The sequence below is a fragment of the Microbacterium sp. M1A1_1b genome (assembly GCF_053345565.1).
The window spans coordinates 58,307-76,464 of record NZ_JBKFAJ010000002.1 but is presented as its reverse complement, the minus strand read 5'-3'; the positions used below and the strand labels follow the sequence as shown (position 1 = coordinate 76,464).

19 protein-coding genes are annotated in these 18,158 nt (G+C 70.8%); 11 read left to right on the top strand and 8 right to left on the bottom strand.

Going from position 1 to position 18,158, the window contains the following annotated elements:
* Nucleotides 1-29: 29 nt before the first annotated feature.
* From ACLBWP_RS04970 to ACLBWP_RS04955, 4 genes are all read right to left on the bottom strand, one after another.
* Nucleotides 30-695 carry an SDR family oxidoreductase gene (locus ACLBWP_RS04970; RefSeq protein WP_447654319.1) on the bottom strand — a complete coding sequence of 222 codons (666 nt, stop codon included), beginning with the start codon at nt 693-695 and terminating at the stop codon, nt 30-32.
* Nucleotides 692-2,158 (bottom strand): DUF6421 family protein, encoded by a 1,467-nt coding sequence (locus tag ACLBWP_RS04965; protein WP_243562775.1) that lies wholly within the window; start codon nt 2,156-2,158, stop codon nt 692-694. Before ACLBWP_RS04965 ends, ACLBWP_RS04970 begins: the two co-directional genes overlap by 4 nt.
* A gap of 322 nt (nt 2,159-2,480) precedes the next feature.
* Nucleotides 2,481-3,062 (bottom strand): hypothetical protein, encoded by a 582-nt coding sequence (locus ACLBWP_RS04960; protein WP_243562776.1) that lies wholly within the window; start codon nt 3,060-3,062, stop codon nt 2,481-2,483.
* A complete protein-coding gene (locus ACLBWP_RS04955; RefSeq protein WP_243562777.1) occupies nt 3,055-3,567 on the bottom strand; it encodes a hypothetical protein in 513 nt (170 codons plus the stop codon). The genes ACLBWP_RS04960 and ACLBWP_RS04955 overlap by 8 nt, the downstream gene beginning before the upstream one ends.
* 242 nt (nt 3,568-3,809) lie before the next feature.
* On the opposite strand from ACLBWP_RS04955, the gene ACLBWP_RS04950 reads away from it, so the two are divergent.
* Nucleotides 3,810-4,820, top strand: a complete 1,011-nt coding sequence (locus ACLBWP_RS04950) for a hypothetical protein (RefSeq protein WP_243562778.1) — start codon at nt 3,810-3,812, stop codon at nt 4,818-4,820.
* 155 nt (nt 4,821-4,975) lie between these two features.
* Here ACLBWP_RS04950 and ACLBWP_RS04945 read toward each other — a convergent pair whose 3' ends face one another.
* Nucleotides 4,976-6,028 (bottom strand): LacI family DNA-binding transcriptional regulator, encoded by a 1,053-nt coding sequence (locus ACLBWP_RS04945; protein WP_243562779.1) that lies wholly within the window; start codon nt 6,026-6,028, stop codon nt 4,976-4,978.
* Nucleotides 6,029-6,223: 195 nt separating this feature from the next.
* Between ACLBWP_RS04945 and ACLBWP_RS04940 the strand changes: the two genes are divergently transcribed.
* The 8 genes from ACLBWP_RS04940 (at nt 6,224) to ACLBWP_RS04905 (ending at nt 13,001) form a co-directional block, all read left to right on the top strand.
* The gene (locus ACLBWP_RS04940) at nt 6,224-7,126 is read left to right on the top strand and encodes a polysaccharide deacetylase family protein (protein ID WP_243562781.1); all 903 of its coding nucleotides are present in this window, start codon (nt 6,224-6,226) and stop codon (nt 7,124-7,126) included.
* Complete coding sequence (locus tag ACLBWP_RS04935; RefSeq protein ID WP_447654315.1) at nt 7,126-7,500, top strand: hypothetical protein; 375 nt, start codon at nt 7,126-7,128, stop codon at nt 7,498-7,500. The genes ACLBWP_RS04940 and ACLBWP_RS04935 overlap by 1 nt, the downstream gene beginning before the upstream one ends.
* Complete coding sequence (locus ACLBWP_RS04930) at nt 7,497-8,528, top strand: asparaginase (RefSeq protein WP_447654314.1); 1,032 nt, start codon at nt 7,497-7,499, stop codon at nt 8,526-8,528. Before ACLBWP_RS04935 ends, ACLBWP_RS04930 begins: the two co-directional genes overlap by 4 nt.
* Before the next feature lie 63 nt (nt 8,529-8,591).
* A complete protein-coding gene (locus ACLBWP_RS04925) occupies nt 8,592-9,941 on the top strand; it encodes an MFS transporter (RefSeq protein ID WP_447654313.1) in 1,350 nt (449 codons plus the stop codon).
* Entirely contained in the window at nt 9,938-10,735 is a 798-nt protein-coding gene (locus tag ACLBWP_RS04920; RefSeq protein ID WP_447654312.1) for an SDR family NAD(P)-dependent oxidoreductase, read from the top strand. The genes ACLBWP_RS04925 and ACLBWP_RS04920 overlap by 4 nt, the downstream gene beginning before the upstream one ends.
* On the top strand, nt 10,735-11,487 hold the full coding sequence (locus tag ACLBWP_RS04915; protein ID WP_447654311.1) for an SDR family NAD(P)-dependent oxidoreductase: 753 nt from the start codon (nt 10,735-10,737) through the stop codon (nt 11,485-11,487). The genes ACLBWP_RS04920 and ACLBWP_RS04915 overlap by 1 nt, the downstream gene beginning before the upstream one ends.
* A gap of 198 nt (nt 11,488-11,685) precedes the next feature.
* Entirely contained in the window at nt 11,686-12,627 is a 942-nt protein-coding gene (locus ACLBWP_RS04910; protein ID WP_447654310.1) for a hypothetical protein, read from the top strand.
* Complete coding sequence (locus ACLBWP_RS04905) at nt 12,624-13,001, top strand: GntR family transcriptional regulator (protein WP_447654309.1); 378 nt, start codon at nt 12,624-12,626, stop codon at nt 12,999-13,001. Before ACLBWP_RS04910 ends, ACLBWP_RS04905 begins: the two co-directional genes overlap by 4 nt.
* A gap of 87 nt (nt 13,002-13,088) precedes the next feature.
* Here the strand turns inward: ACLBWP_RS04905 and ACLBWP_RS04900 are convergent, their stop codons facing one another.
* Both ACLBWP_RS04900 and ACLBWP_RS04895 read right to left on the bottom strand, forming a co-directional pair.
* The gene (locus ACLBWP_RS04900) at nt 13,089-14,429 is read right to left on the bottom strand and encodes a hypothetical protein (RefSeq protein WP_447654308.1); all 1,341 of its coding nucleotides are present in this window, start codon (nt 14,427-14,429) and stop codon (nt 13,089-13,091) included.
* 55 nt (nt 14,430-14,484) lie between these two features.
* Nucleotides 14,485-15,105 carry a hypothetical protein gene (locus ACLBWP_RS04895; protein ID WP_447654307.1) on the bottom strand — a complete coding sequence of 207 codons (621 nt, stop codon included), beginning with the start codon at nt 15,103-15,105 and terminating at the stop codon, nt 14,485-14,487.
* Between the two features lie 110 nt (nt 15,106-15,215).
* Between ACLBWP_RS04895 and ACLBWP_RS04890 the strand changes: the two genes are divergently transcribed.
* Together ACLBWP_RS04890 and ACLBWP_RS04885 are read left to right on the top strand one after the other, a co-directional pair.
* Nucleotides 15,216-16,064 carry an alpha/beta hydrolase gene (locus ACLBWP_RS04890; protein ID WP_243561431.1) on the top strand — a complete coding sequence of 283 codons (849 nt, stop codon included), beginning with the start codon at nt 15,216-15,218 and terminating at the stop codon, nt 16,062-16,064.
* 210 nt (nt 16,065-16,274) lie between these two features.
* The gene (locus tag ACLBWP_RS04885; protein WP_447654306.1) at nt 16,275-17,516 is read left to right on the top strand and encodes an MFS transporter; all 1,242 of its coding nucleotides are present in this window, start codon (nt 16,275-16,277) and stop codon (nt 17,514-17,516) included.
* A gap of 242 nt (nt 17,517-17,758) precedes the next feature.
* Here ACLBWP_RS04885 and ACLBWP_RS04880 read toward each other — a convergent pair whose 3' ends face one another.
* Nucleotides 17,759-18,055, bottom strand: coding sequence for a hypothetical protein (locus tag ACLBWP_RS04880; protein WP_447654305.1), 297 nt, complete (start codon nt 18,053-18,055; stop codon nt 17,759-17,761).
* Nucleotides 18,056-18,158: the final 103 nt, after the last annotated feature.

Genomic DNA, 18,158 nt, shown 5'->3' with positions numbered 1-18,158 from the left:
GGGGTGCGAGAGCTGGGTCGGGACGCTGTTCACGCCGGCTGGAGCGGGATGCGGGCGCCGTTGACGTCGGCCGGGTCGGCATCCCAGAGCCGGACGACCTCGTCGCCCAGACGATCCTCGAGCCCGGCGAGCGCGCCGACGACGAACACCGTCGCGGCAGCGGGCGACCCGGCCTTGCGGAAGCCCTGCGCCACGGCACGGACCCACGCGTCCGACGCGGCCTTGGCGGCGGCGTAGTTCGCGGCACCGGCCGTCGGCGCGTCGACCGCGGTCGAGGACACGAACGCCATCCGGCCGGCGGGCGAGGCCAGCAGGTCGTCGTTGAACACCCGCGTGGTGTTGCGGAGCGTGCGGAAGGCCCGGTCGAAGAAGTCCCAGTCCTCGTCCGACTGGCCGACGAGCCCGCCGCCACCGCGCCACCCTCCGACCAGGTGGACGAGGCCGTCCACCCGACCGGAGGATGCGCGGACGTCGGAAGCCAGTGCCGTGACCGCACCGAGGTCGGCGAGGTCGCACGTCCGGGTGGCGACGCCCGGGACGGACGCGGCCAGGGCCTCCAGGGCGTCCGCGCGTGTCCCGACGGCGATCACCGATGCGCCCGCGGCGACCAGTGCGCGCGCCACGGCCTGGCCGCTGGTGCTGGTCGCACCCGCGACCAGCACCAGTCGGCCGGTGAGCGACCCGGCGTCGCTCACGCGGCCACGTCCGGCACCGCGGTGACGTCCGAGTGCCCCGTGATGCCCGCCGTCGACGCGATGACGGTGGCCATCTTCTTGTTGAGCGCCTCGTAGAACATCGACAGCGGGAACTCGTCGTCCATCACCGCGTCCGTGTAGCCCTTCGGCGGCCCGGCGAGCGTCTCACTGGGCAGCCCGACGGCCCACCGCGAGGCCGGGTGCGGCGTCAGCGTCTGCCGCACCATCTCGTACGCGGCGAGCCAGTGCGCCCCCTTGGGCCGGTCGATCGACCGCCAGTACAGCTCGTTGATCTGGTCACTGAGCGCGATGATGACGTCGGGCATCGCGTCCCAGTCGATCGTCAGGCGGGTGTCGGTCCAGTGCAGCACCCCGTGCTGGTGCATCCACGCGAAGAGCAGCTGACCGCCGAGCCCGTCGTAGTTGCGGACACGGCTGCCGGTGATCGCGAAGCGGAAGATGCGGTCGAACACGACCGCGTACTGCACCAGGCGTGCGTGGTCACGGATCTCGCGCTGCGCCGGGCTGAGCTCGTCGTCCGGCATCGCCGACAGCGTCCGTTCCAGTCGCACCGACTCGCGGAACGCCGTCAGGTCGCACCGCAGTTCCTCGAGCGAGTACAGGAAGAACGGCATCCGCTGCTTGATCATGAACGGGTCGAACGGCAGGTCACCGCGCATGTGGGAGCGGTCGTGGATGATGTCCCACATCACGAAGACCCGCTCGGTGAGCTCTTGGTCGTCGAGCATCGCGGCAGCGTCGTCGGGCAGCTCGAGCTTCGTGATCGCCGCAGCCGCACGGACGACCTTGCGGTAGCGGGCGGCCTCGCGGTCCTGGAAGATCGCGCCCCACGTGAACGCGGGGATCTCGCGCATCGCGACCGTCTCGGGGAACAGCACCGCCGAGTTCGTGTCGTAGCCGGGGGTGAAGTCGACGAAGCGCAGCGCGACGAACAGCGCGTTGCCGTAGTCGCCGGACTCGAGCTCGGCGATGAACTCCGGCCAGATGGTCTCGACCAGGACGGCCTCGACCAGGCGGCTCGAGCTGCCGTTCTGCGTCACCATCGGGAACACGACCAGGTGGCCGAGCCCGTCGATGCGGTGCTGCTGCGGCTGGAACGCGTTCAGCGAATCGAGGAAGTCCGGCACTCCGAAGCCCTCGTCACGCCAGCGGGTGAAGTCGCCCTGCAGCGCGTCGAGGTACGCGGCGTCGTGCGGGAAGAACGGGGCCAGTTCGGCGACGGCCGGGAGGATCGTGGCCAGGTGCTCAGCGGCCGTTGCGTGGTGCGCGGGGTCCGGTACCGAGCCGTCGGTCGTCTGCAGCGCACGGAAGGCCTGGACGGCGGCCTTCAGCCGCAGCCACGCCGGGTGCGCGGCGACCTGGCGCACGGTCGGGCGGTCCTCGACGACCTCGGGTTCACCGACGATGGCGTCCTGCGAGTGGGTCTGGACGAACTGCGACATGTCGAACCTCCCGTCGTTGGGGTACCGCGGATGCGGACGGATCGGCACCGGGGCCGACCCTGCCGAAAGCCTATTGAGCAACGCGCGACGCATTCCTCCCACTTTCTGGCGGAAACGTGCGCCGCGGAGCGCTCCACGCAGCGGATCGACCGACCGGCGCAACGTTCCGGTCGTCTGGCTCGAGCGACGGCCCGAGCACCGGTCCGGCCACCCGGTCCGGGCGACGGCAAGGACCTCGCGGTGGGCCGATCACGGACACCTGACCGCCAGACGGACCGGAGGCCCGGCGTCTGGCGGCACCGAGCCTCCGGTCCGTCAGTGGCTACTGTTCACCGGCCGCACTCACGAACAGTGTCGTCCCCGCCGCGGCGGGGAGCGTCATGACCGTACCGGTCGTGGCGGAGGTCGTCTTCGTTCCGAGCGCCACCACTGCTCCGTGGATCCCGCACCAGAGCGTGACAGGAACGGTGGAGGACGACGCCGCGACGCTCGTGGACGGGCCTATCGCCCGTTTCGCGGCGGCGGAGTCCGGCGCGGCGAGCGGGTCATCCGAGGAACGCGGGGCGGTCGCTGTGACGGCATCCGTCCCGTGGCCGTCACTGATTGCGACCCCGCATCGACCCCGTGAGAGCGCGATGGCGAAGCTCGCGCCCTCGGTCTTCCCGGTTGCGACGACATGCGAGCGGACGGCCGCCGGCAACGCAGCGGTGAGCGCGCCGTCCGCCGAGACGACCGGCAGCCGATCGACGGCGGGGTCGATCCGGTACTGCGTCGGGTGCGCGGTCGAGCACCCCGTCAGCACGAGCGCTGCGATCGTCGTGACCCACACCGCGAGCGCACGGCGACCCGCGGTCCCGCGCATCGAGCGCAGCACCGCGGGCCACTGGTGTCCGGATTCAGGCACGGTACGAACGGTACTGGAGCCGCTCGAACTTGTATGCCTTCCCGTTGCCCGACTTGCTGAAGCCGCCACCGGGCACATTGCAGGTCTGGGTCTGCGTCCAGTGGAACGTCGTGACCGAGTAGACGGCATCGGCACGGAGCACCCAGGTCTGCCCGGCGGGGATCGCGACGGAGTACCCCGTCGACGTCGTGTACGTCGACGTGACGTTGAACCCGACGGAACCGCTGACGGTCTCGGCGGAGACGCCGGCGTTCCCCGTGACCGAGTTGCTCACCGCCACTGACTTGGTCAGCGACAACGTCCCCGGACCGACGCCCGACACGCTCCAGTTGGGTCCGGACGGCGACGTCTTCGTCGTGCCCGCGCTTGTGACGTCGCTGAGCTTGGTCACGACCGGACCACAGCCGACGCCGCCTTGGTCAGGGTGGGCGGTGGCCGCCGTGGCCGCCTGCGCTCCGGCGAGCGACATGCTCGCGACCAGCAATCCCGTGGCGAGCAGTGACATCCGTGTTCTCATGGTTCCCCTCGATCCTCCAAGGGAGCGGGAGCGCCCCCATGTGGAGGATCGCCCCACGCGCCCGGCGTGCCAAGCGTCTGGCGGATGACCTGCAACAGCCGACCGGCCACCCACACCCAGCCGGCCGACGGGTCGGGATGACGCCGCGGTTGCGCGGAACCGCACGAAGTGAGCCAGCGGTGCCGATCCCGAGCACGATCGAGGTGTCCTCATTCCCCGAAGGAGCACCGATGCGCGTCTTCCTGTACCTCGCGATGATCGTCGTCGCCACGGCGTCGACGCTCGGCGTCGCGCTGCTGGTCGCGCTGCAGCTCCACGACGCTGCGCGGTGGCTCGTGGTCGCCACCGCGTCGTCGTCACCGTTCCTGGTCATGGGACCGGTCGTGGTCGGGTCACTCGCGGCGTACTGGGACCACCGGTCCTCCACGGACGGCCGCCGGTACCTCGGCTGGTGGTTCCTGGGCGTCGTCCTGGTCGACGTCGTCGCGGCGGTGTTCATCGTGCTCGCGACCATCTCGGCACGGGGCCCGGTGTGGGTGCCGGTGGTCGTCATCGGCGGCGCAGCGGTGCTCCTCGCCGTCGCGCGACCACTCGGCGCAGTGTTCCGCCGGACGGAGCCACCGATCGCCGACCACGGCGACACTGTCCCCGGCGCCGATGCCGTCCGACGGAAGGTCCGCAGGATCACCGTGACGTTCGTCATCGCCGTCGTGGTGTCGACGATCGGGGTCACGCTGCTCGCGATCCTCGGCGGCGACCGGGGCGGCGACCTGCTGCAGGACGTGTTGTCAGCCGGGCAACTGACGTTCACCGCGACAGCAGTCGCGACGGTGTACGCCGCGCTTCCCCTCAATCGGGCGCTCCGGGACACGGGCGGGCGCGACGTCGGTCGACTGCGGCGCTTCGCGAAGGTGGTGTTGCGGGGCAAGGAACTCCCCCTCGACCCTGCCGAGGAGCGAGGCGCTGTGCAGTACGCGCGCCTGGTCCCGCTGGCGATGCGGTTCCAGATGGCGTTCATCGGCCTGCTGTACCTGGCCCTGACGTTCCAGTTCGTCTCGGCGTCACTCCGAGGCATCCTCGGGTGGCTCCCCGACGTCTACCTGGCGTTCCTGGTGCTCGTGGTGGTGTGGCTCGTCCCGGTCACGATCCGCCGGATGCGTCGAGCACGGGCGTACGTCGCGCAGCACGCCGATGCGGCGCTGTGGACGCTGGACGACGGGGCGCCGGCGCAGCCCCACTGACGGACCGGCGCGCACCGCTCAGCGGCAACGCGAAGCGTTGCGCGGGGCGCGCCGACCGAGCCTGCGAGGGAGGGGTGCCAGCTGGCACCGGCCCTCCAGTCCGTCACGGAGCACCGATTGCCGGGCGTCGCGCGGCGCCCGGCCACGGAGCCGGGTCAGCGCGACAGGCTCGCGGTCGACGACCGCACCACCAAGGAAACCGGAAGGGTCTCCCCCAGCAGCGGATCGCCACCGATGGCGGCGAGCAGCCGCTCGACTGCCAACGCGCCCATCATCGCCGTCGGCGAGTGCACGGTCGTCAGGGGCGTGGGCAGCTGGGCGACGACCGGGATGTCGTTGTATCCGACGATCGACAGGTCGTCGGGGACACGCATGCCGCGTTGTCGGGCGGCCCCCATCACGCCGATCGCCGCCGTGTCGTTGACCGCGAAGATCGCCGTGGGCGGGTCGGCCAGCGCGAGCAGGGTGTGCGCGCCGACGACCCCACCCTCGACCTCGAAGTCGCTGTGCACGACGAGCGCCTCGTCGACCACCAGGTCGCGCTGCTGGTGCGCGAGCCGGAAGCCCTCCACCCGTTCCACACCCGTGCTGGCGTGGCGTGGACCCGCGACGACGCCGATACGCCGGTGCCCCAGCGCGAGCAGGTGCTCGGTGGCCGTGCGACCGCCGTCGACGTCGTCGCCGACCACGGCGGGCATCCACGATCCCGGGTGCCGGTTGGTGGCGATGACCGGCACGGGCAGGTCCGTCAGGCGCGCGTTCGGTCCCGACAGGTGCAGGGAGCTCACGATGAGACCGTCGACCTGCCGCGAGAGCAGGAAGTCGACGGCTTCGAGCTGGGCGCCCATCTCGTCCGGAGGCGTCGTGAGCAGCAGCTGGTACCCGGCAGACCGCGCGGCGGACTCCACGGACTGGCAGATGGTCGCGATGACGGTGTCGGCCAGGCGTGGCATCACCACACCGATGGTGTTGGACCGACGCGTCCGCAGTGACGACGCGATCCGGTTGGGCCGGTAGCCGAGCTCGGCCGCGGCGGCGAGCACCCGCTGCGCCGACGCACTCCACCCCCTGGCCGGCTCGGTCTGCCGGAGCACACGCGATGCGGTCGAGATGTGGACGCCGGCGCGGCCGGCGATGGCCTGGAGGCTCGCCTCACCACGACGGCCCGGGTGCCGGTCCCCAGCCGGGTCGGTGTCCGTGGTGCCCATCCACGCAGTCTAGGTGACGGATCGTCGCTCACTCGGGAGCGCGAACGGTTGCGAACAGGCGCGTCACGATCACTTCCGCCTCGGCCGAAACAGGTTCGTTACACAGACATCGGGCGTCTGAAACACACGACTGGCACGCTGCCAGGACATGCAATCGATTGCACCAGTTGCAACAACGACGAGAGACGGTGTCCCATGGTGAAAGAGATCTTCGTGTCGTTCGGCGTCGACATCGACGCCGTCGCGGGGTGGCTCGGTTCCTACGGCGGGGCGGACTCGCCCTCCGACATCCAGCGCGGGATCTTCGCGGGCCGCACCGGTGTGCCGCGGCTGCAGCGGGTGTTCGACAGGGCGGGCATCACGGCGACCTGGTTCATCCCCGGGCACTCGCTCGAGACGTTCCCCGAGCAGTGCAAGGCCCTGTTCGACGCCGGACACGAGATCGGCGCGCACGGCTACAGCCACGAGAACCCCGTCGCGATGACCGAGGCGCAAGAGGACGCCGTGATGGAGCGCTCGGTGGAGCTCATCACGAAGCTCACCGGCACGCAGCCGGCCGGGTACGTCGCGCCGTGGTGGGAGCTGAGCACGTACACGCCGACCCTGTTGCAGAAGTTCGGGTTCAGCTACGACCACAGCCAGCAGCACAAGGACTTCGTGCCGTACTACTCGATCGTCGGCGACTCGTGGACCCCGATCGACTACGCGCAGGACCCCCAGACCTGGATGACGCCGCTCGTGCACGGGCAGGAGATCGATCTGGTCGAGATCGCGGCGAACTGGTACGTCGACGACCTGCCGCCGATGATGTTCATCAAGTCCAGCCCGAACAGCCACGGCTTCGTCAACCCCCGCGACGTCGAGCAGATGTGGAAGGACCAGTTCGACTGGGTCTACCGCGAGCTCGACTACGCGGTGTTCCCGATCACGATCCACCCCGACGTGTCCGGGCGGCCGCAGGTCCTGCTCATGATCGAACGGCTCATCGAGTACATCGGCGGACACGAGGGGGTGCGTTTCCTGCCGATGAACGCGATCGCGGACGACTTCCGCACCCGGTTCCCCTTCGGCCGGCCCGAGCGCCCGCGCGAGTACTGATGTGCGGCGTATGCGGCAGCGCCGGCGGGACGCGTGATGCGGACGCCGACGGCGTCGAGGACACCCCCGCGGCACGCAAGCGGGCGCAACTCGGCCTGGTCGCCTGGGCGTCACGCCTGTTCGGCCCCGACCACGTCCGGATCCACGAGGCCCCCGGGACCGTGCGCGTCGTGGTCGTCGGACCGACGGGCCGGAGCGTCGTCGCGCAGGGCGTGAACGGGGTCCTCGAGGCCGTCGAACTGGTCAGCGCCGGACGTCCTGACTGGCCCGCGGTGGATCGTCGCCTCCGGGCCGCCGACCCCCGCGACGACACCGACCGGACGTACCGGGTCCTCGCGTCCGCGGTCGCCCGACGTACGGAGGTCCTGACGTGACCGGCACGCCGCTCCCCTCGATCGCCTACCTGGCCCTGGGCGGGACCATCGCGAGCGTCACCTCGGGCGACGCGGCCAACCGGTCCGGCGCCGTGCCACGCCTCGACGCGCAGCACCTGGTGTCCGCCGTGCCCGAGATCGCCGAGGTCGCACGTGTCGACGCGCGACAGTTGGCCCTCGTCCCCTCTCCCTCGCTCGGGTTCCACGACGTGCAGGTCGCACTCGAAGCGGCGCACGCCGCCGTTCGCGACGGGGCTTCGGGTGTCGTGCTCTCGCAGGGCACCGACACGATCGAGGAGACCGCGTACCTGCTCGACCTGGCCTGGGACCGTCCCGAGCCGCTCGTGCTCACCGGTGCCATGCGACACGCGTCGGCCCCCGGTGCCGACGGCCCGGCGAACCTGCTGGCGGCGGTGTGCGTCGCCGCGCACCCGGCTGCTCGGGAGCGTGGCGTGCTCGTCGTGCTCGACGACCAGGTCCACGCCGCCAGCACGGTCCGCAAGACGCACACGTTCTCGACCGGGGCGTTCGCCTCGCCCGGAGCAGGGCCGCTCGGCTGGGTCGCGGAAGGGGTCCCGGTCTTCCGGTCGCCGGCGCACCAGACGCCCGCCGTCACCGGATCCGTCGTGCCGCTGCCGGCGGTGGCCCTGCACCGGGTCAGCCTGGACGACGACGGACGTGTCCTCGAGGCGCTCGGGGACCTCGGCTACCGCGGCGCGGTCGTCGAGGGCTTCGGCGGAGGGCACGTGGCAGAACGCACCCTCGACGCCGTCCGCGTGTTGGCCCGCCAGATGCCGGTGGTCATGGCGTCACGGACCGGCGCCGGGACGACCCTCGCGACGACGTACGGCTTCCCCGGCAGCGAGGTCGACCTGCTCGGTGCCGGACTCGTCCCGGCCGGGCACCTGGACGGGCTCAAGTCACGTCTGCTGCTCGCCGTGCTGCTCTCCGTCGACGCACCGCGCGACCGGGTGCACGCCGAGTTCCTCACACGCGGTCGGGGTGCCTTCCCGCCGCAGCGTCGCTGAACCACCGACGCTCCCCGCACGACCCACCCGATCCGCCAGCACCGCAGCATCGAGAGGAAGACCATGTCCACCACGACCATCCGCGAGCCCGAGGACGTCCAGCTCGCCACCGGGAGGTTCCCGGCCATCGGCGCCAAGGAGACCAAGCGCGGCGCCACCCTGGCGTTCTTCGCCTGGACCCTCGCCGTCTACGACTTCATCATGTTCGGCACGCTCCTGCCCCGCATCGCAGAGGACTTCGGCTGGAACGAGCAGACGGCGCTGCTGGCGAACACGCTCGTGAGCGTCGGCGTCTTCGTCGTCGTGATCCTGGTCGGCCTGTTCGTCGACCGCATGGGACGACGTCGCGGCATGATGATCACGATCGGCGGTGCGGCGCTCTCGTCGGCGCTGACGGCAGCGTCGTCCGGGGTCGCTTCGCTGGTGGGCTTCCGGGCGCTCAGCGGGTTCGGCATGGCGGAGCAGTCGGTCAACTCCACGTACCTGAACGAGGTCTTCGCCCTGACCGAGGTCGAGGGCATCCGGAAGCGCCGCGGCTTCTTCTACAGCCTGGTCCAGACCGGGTGGCCCATCGGTGCGCTGCTGGCCGCCGCGTTCATCGCCGGCGTCAACGGCCTGTTCGGGCCGGACTCGTGGCGGCTCGCGTTCCTCATCGCCACCGTCCCGGCGCTGTTCGTCCTGTTCCTGCGCAAGGGCATCAAGGAGACCCCGCAGCACCGGCTCAACACCTACCTGCGGGAGCTGCGGAAGTCCGGTCGCACCGACGAGGCCGAGCAGATCGCGACACGCTTCGGCATCGTCGACGGTGAACGGCCCTCGCTCAAGGCGATCTTCGGACGTCGCTACGCACGCAACACCATCGTGCTCTCGATCGCGTGGATCGTGAACTACTTCGGCATCACCACCACGAGCGTCCTCGGCACCACGATGCTCGAGGGCGTCAAGGGCATCGACACCAGCATGTCCCTGCTCATCATCGTGCTCGCCAACGTCGTCGGCGCCGCCGGGTACCTGTTCCACGGGTGGCTCGGCGACATCATCGGCCGCAAGGTCACCATCGTGGGCGGCTGGCTGCTCGCCGGGGTGTGCTGGACCCTGTTCGTGCTCGGCCCGAACGACTTCGGCTACGTGCTGATCACGTACATGCTGACGCTGTTCTTCCTGCTCGGCCCGTACGCCTCCCTGCTGTTCCTGCAGGCCGAGTGCTTCGACTCGAGCTGCCGCGCGACCGGCTCGGCGTTCGTCACCGCGATGGGCCAGCCCGGCTCGATCATCGGGTCCGCTGTGCTCACGGCACTCGTCGCCGGAAGCGTCGGTCTCGGCCCGGCAGCCATCATCGTGGGGGCCGGCGGCATGGTCCTGTCCGGGTTGATCATGCTCGCGACCAAGCGCGTGGCGGTGATCGAGCATTGAGCACGTCGACACCGCAGACCGTGTACTCGGAGTTCGCCGACAGTGTCGCCGTCGTCACCGGTGCCGCGAGCGGGATCGGCGCGGCCCTCGCCGTGCAGCTCGCCGAACACGGGGCGAACATCGTCATCCCGGTGTTCGCCGGTGACCCGCACGACCCCTCGACCGTCGTCGCGGCCGTCGAAGCTGCTGGCGGCCACGCACTCACCGTGACGGCGGACGTCCGACGCACCGAGGACGTCGATGCCGTGTTCCGGGCAGCACTCGACCGGTGGGGGCGCGTCGACCACGTCGTCGCCGGCGCCGGGGTGCTCCGACGGCAGCCGCTGGACACCATGACCGACGACGACTGGAACGACCTGCTGCAGGTCGACCTGCACGGCGTGATGCGAACCCTGCGCGCCGGCGCTCGACACCTCGGTGCCGGGGGCTCGATGGTGGCGGTGTCGTCGATCGCAGGCGGTGTGTACGGCTGGGCCGCGCACAGCCACTACGCCGCGTGCAAGGCCGCCGTCATCGGGCTCGTCCGGAGCGCCGCAGCCGAGCTGGCACCCCGCGGGATCCGGGTCAACACGATCATCCCCGGACTCATCGAGACGCCGCAGTCGATGGACGCGCAGAACTCGCTCGGCCCGGCCGGCCTCGACGCCGCCGGCGAACGGATCCCGTGGGGCCGAGTCGGTCAGGCCGACGAAGCCGCTGCGGTGATCCGGTTCCTGCTCAGCCGCGAAGCCCGCTACGTCACCGGGCAAGAGCTCGTCGTCGACGGCGGCCTGACCATCTTCATGGCCGACTGATGCCCGGGGACAACACCGTGTTCGACCTCACCGGATCGACGGCGCTCGTCACCGGCGGCGCCAGCGGCATCGGACTCGCGATCGTCGAGTCCTTCGTCGCTGCGGGAGCACAGGTCGTCGCCGCGGACCGCGATGCCGAGGGCCTGCGGGCGCTCGCACACCGGCTCGACGTCCGGACCGTCGTCCTCGACGTCACCGACGAGGACCAGGTCGAGGCCGTCGTCACTGCGATCGACGACGAGTTCGGCGGCATCCAGGTGCTCGTCAACGCGGCCGGCGTCCTGTCGCAGTCACCGCTCGAAGCGCTGACGGTGGCGGACTGGAACCGCATCATCGCGATCGACCTGACGGGTGTGTTCCTGATGATGCGTGCCGTCGGCCGGCGCATGCTCCGCGACGGCGACGGGCGCATCGTCAACCTCGCCTCGCAGCTGGCGATCAAGGGTGGTTCCGAGATCGCCCACTACGCCGCCGCGAAGGCCGGTGTCATCGCGCTGACCAAGAGCGCCGCGATCGAGTGGAGCGGACGCGGCGTGCTGGTCAACGCGATCGCGCCCGGCCCGATCGTCTCGCCCATGACGGACGCGATGACCGCGCAGTGGCGGACCGACAAGGCGGCCGAGCTGCCGATCGGGCGCTTCGGCGTCCCGGCCGAGGTGGCCCCCACCGCACTGCTGCTCGCGTCGTCGCCCGCGGGTGACCTGTACACCGGGCAGACGCTCGGCCCGAACTCCGGTGACGTCATGCCGTGAGGAACGCCGGCATCTCGGGCCCCGGCCTGGAGGCTCGGGTACAGCAGGCAGCACGGAGCCCTCGAGCAGCTGCGACCTGCGTGGTTGCGCGCGCACCCACGCCAGCACCTCGATCGCCTCGTACCGACCGGCCGGTAGGGTGCAAACCCTTCCCAACTGTGTCACGACCGTGGTACATCTTGGTCCAGGGGGTACTCGATGTTCATGTTCATGCTCGTCACGTCCGGTCTGCCGATCGCCGTCGGCATCGGTCTGACCGTGGGCGGTGTCCTCGCGCACGCCGATGCCCGTCGTGATGCCGTCACAGACGCGCACGCCGGCGCTCCAGACCGATCCACCCCCCGGCGTGGTCGGGTCGCAGCGGCGATCACCGCGGCCGGGTGGCTGGTCGCGGCGCTCCTGTCGTTCCTGTCGATCGGTACGTTCCAGTGGTGGCCGACCGTGCTGCCGATCGCCGCGGGGATCGTGGCGTGCGTCGTCGCAGCGCACCTCCCGGTCGTCCGCCCGTCCGACACCCGGCCGGTGCTCGACCTGCGGCACCGCGGCGCGCTGACCTTCACGTCGCGCAGCGAGGTCCTCGTGGCCGCCGTGGCGTCCGCCGTCCTCGCCGTCACGGTGATCGCCGCCGGAGCCATGTCGTCGGACGACGGCGAGGGGCGCTGGGCGTTCATCACCATCCCCGTGGGCGACGACGGCACCGCGTCCACGGAGTTCTTCGGCTGGTACTACGGCGTCCCGGTCCTGACGGCAGCGCTCGTGCTCGCCGTCGTCGCACTGACCGGACTGCAGCGCATCGCGCGGGTCCCCCGCTTCCACGACGACCGCGTCGCCGACGACCTGATCCGCCGAGGCCTGTCCACGGCGGTGCTCCGGAGCGCGACGGCAGCACTGCTGATCACGATCGGAACCGCCTGGGAACTCGTCGCGCGAGCGTCGCAGCTGCGGACCTCGATCCCGCGCACGCACATCGGGACGATCGAGTTCGGCACGTCGTTCGCCGCTGCGGGACCCGTCCTCGACGTCGCGGCACACTGCTCGGTCGGGTTGGGTCTCGCGCTGCTCGTCGCGCAGCTCCTGCGCGGGCGTCGGCGACGCACGTCCGCCGCCGTCGCACACGACCCCCGTCCGGCCCGCGTGTGAGCGGATCCGGCTCCCCGCCGTCGGGGCTCCCGTCCAGCGCCGAGGCGATCGCCGACCTCATCCGCGGCCAGATCTCCGTGGGGCTGCTGGCCCCCGGAACACGCCTGCCGTCCGTCCGGCAGCTGGCGCGCGACATGTCGGTCTCCCCCGGCACGGTCGCGAAGGCGTTCCAGCGCCTGGATGCCGAGGGCTTCGTCGCGACGCGGCTGGGATCCGGTACGCGGGTCGCGGAACGGAGCGGCGCGCTGCCTGCTGCGGTGCTCGACTCGTTGCGGCGGGCCGTCGATGACGCCGATCGGCACGACGTCGGGATCGAGCAGCTGCAGGCCGCGCTCGACGCGATGTGGGCGGCGGAACACCCGAACTCCTCGTGACGGCCCGCGTCGCCTGCTCTGGTCGCCACCACCACCGGACGGGAGGCGCGGTGCCAGCTGGCACCGCGCCTCCCGTCGTCGGCTCGATCAGATCTCGAGCACGCCCTCGACCGCCTCGCTGCGCGGAGGGATGTGGCCGGTGGCGACGTCCTCTTCCAAGTGGACGGTGACGTAGGTCCAGTCGCGCGGGTGACCTGCGTCGTCGAACACGCGGAACCGCCGCCGCAGGCGGAGGAACGGCACCGCCGTGTGCTCGAAGGTGACCACGACCTCCGTGTCCGGCCATGCTCCCTCGATCGTGACCTGCACATCGCGGTAGTCGCTCCGCACGCGCTGCGGTTGTTCGATTCCCCTGCTCCACATCACGAGGGGCTCTGCCATTCCCTCGAACTGCTGGCGCAGGCGCGCGACCGCACGGTCTGCGGAGACTTCGCCCGCATGCCAGAGCGGCCACCGCGTTCCGTCCACGCCGGCGAGGTCGATCCAATCGAGCCAGGGCGCACGTCGCGTCTCTCGCTCGTCGAGCTCCCGTTCCCACTCACTCTCGTCCTGGGTCACCGGGGTCGAGGGGAGCTCGTCGGTCCGGACCTCGGTGGGAAGACCAGCGGCGATGCCGACGCGCACCTGCCGCGGCTCGTACACGACGTCCCAACCGACGCTCCGCGGGCCGGTGGGGTGGAACTCGAGCACCAGGACGTCGTCGACGACCTCGACCGCGGTGACGAGGTGGTCGACCTGGATCGTGGTGCGGTCGCCGCTCGGCGAGATGCGGAACAACTCGGTCGGTGGGGTCGACGCCGGCGTCCGGGGCTCGGGCGCCCGAGCATCGTCGTCGTCGTCGCTGAAGCCGATGAACCACTGCGTCTGCGTGGCCACGACGGAGTCTGCATCGGCGTCGTCGTCCGCGGAGTCCTCGTCGAGATCGCCGTCGACGTCGTCGTCCGTCGCCGCCTCTGTGGGTTCCGACCACGTCGCTCGGTCCGGCCAGAACGGCTCGACGTCGGCCCACTCGAGTGTCTCGGGTCGGACCTCCACCAAGGTCCCGTCGTCGTCCTCGTCCTGGTGGTCCCAGGCGGACGGGTCGCGCGGATCCCCGACCCACAGCCCGTCGTCGTCGGCGCCGAGCGGCCGGCGATCACCGAGGTCGATGGCACCAGTCGCGCCGTCGAGTGACACGAAGACGGCGCTCCGCTGCAGGTCGTCGATGCCATCGGACCGGTAGACCATCCACACCCCACGCGGAGTCGGCCAGGCCTCGGCCTCCTCGACCGCGCGTTCTGGGAGCTCCGCGTCGGGCCAGGTCAGCCAGCGCGCCACGCGGTCGTCTTCGATCACCGCTGCCACCGGCCGGAACACATCGGGGATGATCAGCGACTGCCCCACGGGGACGACGTCGAGGGGAACAAGGAAGTCGGGATCTGCGGCCACGGAGCCGACGGTACCGCTGACTCCGCACCCAGGCTGAGGCGGCACCACCGAATCGTCAGGCTGGAGGGCGACCGGCGAGGAACCGTTCGGCCCTGGCGATGCGGCGGACCTGGAGCGGCACCAACACGACACCCGCGCACAGCACCAGCGCGAACTCCAGGACGAGGAGGACCGACATGAACCCGCCGTCCCAGGTGCGCAGTTGCGCGAGGGCCTCGAGGAACAAACCGAGCATCAGCGCGATGTACGGTGCAGTCCAACGCGGCAGCCAGTCCCGGTACGCCCTCGCGAACGCCACCGCGTGCGGTTCCTCCGACTCCGACAGGCGGACGTCTGCTCCCCGGATCACGGCGCGGCCGACGTCGCGACGACGTGCGGTGTCCAGACCGTCCAGGACCGACCCCGGTTTCGGCATGCCACTCACACGGAGGAAGAGCACGGCTGCAGCGGCCATGCTGCCGAATGCGCAGCTCAGCAGCACCGCGCTGACCAATCGCGCACCTTCGTGCACCCGCGGCGCGAAGAGCAGCAGCGCCCCCAGGGTGAGCAGCGCCACGGCGATCGCGACGAGCACCACACGACGGCTTCGGAACGGTGCGAGGATCTCGGCCATCTCCTGAGTCTGCTCCGGAACGGTCTGAACCTTCCGATCACGCGGGGCGGTGGTCGCCACCACCGCCGGACGGGAGGCGCGGTGCCAGCTGACACCGCGCCTCCTGTCCGTCAGGTGGTCACGACTCGTCATCTGATGACGTCGGCCGAGCCCAGTACGATCCGAACGTGCCGATGCCGCTGCCGTTCGCTTCGATGCCCCTGTCGCAGGATGATGTCACCTACGAGTACGGAGCGGACTCCACCGTGCGCCCGGATGTGCGGCCCGGCACCGTCGAGCGGATCAGCATCGGATCGAGCGAGCGGTTCCCCGGCACCACGCGGACCGTGTGGGTGCACCGTACCGCCGGGCATCGCGCCGATGAGCCGAGTGCCGTCATGTTCTTCAACGACGGCTGGTGGTACCTCGACCCCGACAGCGACGTGCGTGGTGGGGTCGTCCTTGACAACCTCGCCGCTCGAGGTGACGTTCCGCAGATGATCGGCGTCTTCGTGGACCCCGGCGTCATCGAGGTCGACGGGCTGCCGACGAAGCACCGCAACGCCGAGTACGACGCGTTCGACGACACCTACGCCGGTTTCCTGCTGCAGGAAGTCCTGCCGATCGTCCAGACCCGCTTCGCGGTCTCCGACGACCCGATGATGCGCGGGATCTGCGGAGGCAGCAGCGGTGGGAACGCCGCCGTGACCGCCGCGTGGTGCCGGCCCGACGGCATCGGGCGCGTGATCGCCTTCAACCCGAGCTTCGCGCAGATGCCCGACGGCAACCCCTTCCCGACCCTGCTGGCCAGCGAACCGCGTCGGCAGACCCGCATCGTCCTCCATGCCGCACACCGTGACCTGCACTGGAACGAGCCCGAGGGGAACTGGTTCGCCGAGAGCCTGGAGACCGCAGCTTCCCTCGCTCGCGCTGGCTACGACTTCCGGTTGGTCCTCGGCGACGGCGGGCACTCACCGAACCACGGCGGTGTGCTCCTCCCCGACGCGCTGCGCTGGCTCTGGCGCCCCCATGGGCGCTGGTAGCGTCCCGACCGTGGCGCGCACCGACGACGGTCCGGCTCGATCGAAGCTCCTCGGCCGATCGGCCATCGTCGAGTTCGACGGTCCCGCCGATTGCGCCTCCGCCGCGATGTCAGGCATCATGTCGGCGTACCGCGATGTCGTGGCGATCGTCGAAGCCCAGGCCGACTTGTCTGCCGACAGATCACACCCGTCGCGCCGGAGGCATCGTCCATGGCGATTGCACACACGCTCCTGTCCACTGCCCTCGGGCCGATCCGGGCGTCCGCTACGCGGTACGGCCGCGTCCTCAGCCTGCCGGGAGCGCCGTCGTTCTTCCTGCCAGCCGCCCTGGCGCGCCTCGGCGTCGCGATGACCGGGCTCGGACTGCTGTTCTCGTTCCAGCACGCAACGGGTTCCTTCGCCGTCGCGGGGGTCGCGACCGGCGCGTTCGCGGTCGCCGAGGCCGCGGCGGGCCCGCAGCTCGCGCGTCTGGTCGACCGATGGGGCCAGACGGCGACCGTCCCGGCGCTCGTCCTGGTCCACGGCACCGCGATCGTCGCGGCGCTCGCCACGGCAGGGAGGACCCCGGTCGGGGTCACGCTCGCAGCCGTCGTGGTGGCGGGTGCGACGATCCCGCAGCCCGGCGCGCTGTCAGCGGCCCGCTGGTCGGCGCTCCTCCCGGACGGAGCGACCCTCCGCATCGCCTTCTCGCTCGAGGCGAGCGTCAACGACGTCGTGTTCCTGTCCGGCCCGGTCCTCGTGACGCTCGTCAGCACGCTCGTCCTCCCCTGGGCCGGGTCCGTCGCGGCCGTCGCGCTCGTCGTGGTCGGCTGCCTGAGCCTCTCCCTGCAGCGCCGAACCGCTCCGGCTCCGCAGCGAGCTCGAGACCACGGTCCGGAGCGGGTCCGGACGTCCCTCCTCGCTCCGGCGTTCCTGTCCACGCTCGGCGTCAACCTCGGGCTCGGCTGCTTCTTCGGGGCGGTTCCGCTCCTGGTCACCGCGGCAGCCGCTTCGGAGGGACTGCGACCGTTGACGGGTTCCGTGCTCGCGCTCTCCAGTGCCGCCAGCATCGTCGCGGGGCTGGTCTACGGCGCGCTCCGGTCCGCCCCGCGGCCACAGATCGTCCAGTTGTTCGCGACGATCATGCTCGTGGCAGCCGTCCTCGTCGGCGTGCTGGTACCAACGCTGCTCGGACTGGCGATCATGCTGTTGGTCGGCGGGACCGCGATCGCGCCGCTCCTGGCCACGTCATCACAGATCGTGCAGGCCTCAGTCGCAGTCTCGGAACGGACGCAGGGGTTCACGTGGATCAACTCGGCCTCGGCCGCGGGGATCGCCATGAGCGCAGCACTGACCGGCACGATCATCGCGCTCGACGGAACGCGGTTCGCCACCGCGGTCCTCGCTGCCCTCGTTCTGACCGCGGTGGTGTCCGCCGCGCTCTCGGTGCGACCAAGCGGTGCGGGTCGGTGAGCGTCGACTCCTCGTCCGCATCCACCTCGATACAGGAGGCGCGGCGAGAGCTGGCACCGCGCCTCCCGTCGGACAGGCACCACGCGGACGAGACGGCATGCGCTGACCTTGCTCGGCTGACCGACGCCAGCGGCACCATCGGCCCCATCCCCACAGGGACGTGGCGGCCCCGGCGGACACCGTGAGTATGCCCTCCCGTACGAGCGCCAAGACGCCGACGATCACGCCCCCCCCCACCCCGCTCAGCCCTGTCCCTGGTCGGTGAGACGCCACCCGTCGGCGGTCCGGGTGAAGCAGAACTCCCAGTCGCGCTCACCGTTCATGTTCTCGGCTTCACCGGTCGCCGTGCTGACCACCGTCGTCGCGACACAGGTCTCTTCGGTGTGACCGGGGTTGAACGGGACGACCTCGGAGTCGTCAGCGACCGTGTACGACCGCAGCGTCGGGTTGGTGCACCACGCCCAGGTCCGGTCGAGCGTCAACGCCTTCGTGACGTCACAGTGCTGTGCCTTCGCCGCGGCGAGGTACACCCTGGTCACGGCAAGCGGATCGGCCGACTTCGGCGGCAAACCCGACACACTGCACCCGGCGAGTGCTCCCGACAGCGCGACACAGGCCAGTGTCACGACGAGTCCCCGCTGC

Excerpts from the sequence above, each read along its gene's own strand:
- ACLBWP_RS04915 (WP_447654311.1), top strand. The coding sequence starts at position 10,735 with ATGCCCGGGGACAACACCGTGTTCGACCTCACCGGATCGACGGCGCTC.
- ACLBWP_RS04955 (WP_243562777.1), bottom strand. The coding sequence starts at position 3,567 with ATGTCACTGCTCGCCACGGGATTGCTGGTCGCGAGCATGTCGCTCGCC.
- ACLBWP_RS04890 (WP_243561431.1), top strand. The coding sequence starts at position 15,216 with ATGCCGCTGCCGTTCGCTTCGATGCCCCTGTCGCAGGATGATGTCACC.
- ACLBWP_RS04885 (WP_447654306.1), top strand. The coding sequence starts at position 16,275 with ATGGCGATTGCACACACGCTCCTGTCCACTGCCCTCGGGCCGATCCGG.
- ACLBWP_RS04925 (WP_447654313.1), top strand. The coding sequence starts at position 8,592 with ATGTCCACCACGACCATCCGCGAGCCCGAGGACGTCCAGCTCGCCACC.
- ACLBWP_RS04935 (WP_447654315.1), top strand. The coding sequence starts at position 7,126 with ATGTGCGGCGTATGCGGCAGCGCCGGCGGGACGCGTGATGCGGACGCC.
- ACLBWP_RS04950 (WP_243562778.1), top strand. The coding sequence starts at position 3,810 with ATGCGCGTCTTCCTGTACCTCGCGATGATCGTCGTCGCCACGGCGTCG.
- ACLBWP_RS04945 (WP_243562779.1), bottom strand. The coding sequence starts at position 6,028 with ATGGGCACCACGGACACCGACCCGGCTGGGGACCGGCACCCGGGCCGT.
- ACLBWP_RS04940 (WP_243562781.1), top strand. The coding sequence starts at position 6,224 with ATGGTGAAAGAGATCTTCGTGTCGTTCGGCGTCGACATCGACGCCGTC.
- ACLBWP_RS04910 (WP_447654310.1), top strand. The coding sequence starts at position 11,686 with ATGTTCATGTTCATGCTCGTCACGTCCGGTCTGCCGATCGCCGTCGGC.
- ACLBWP_RS04965 (WP_243562775.1), bottom strand. The coding sequence starts at position 2,158 with ATGTCGCAGTTCGTCCAGACCCACTCGCAGGACGCCATCGTCGGTGAA.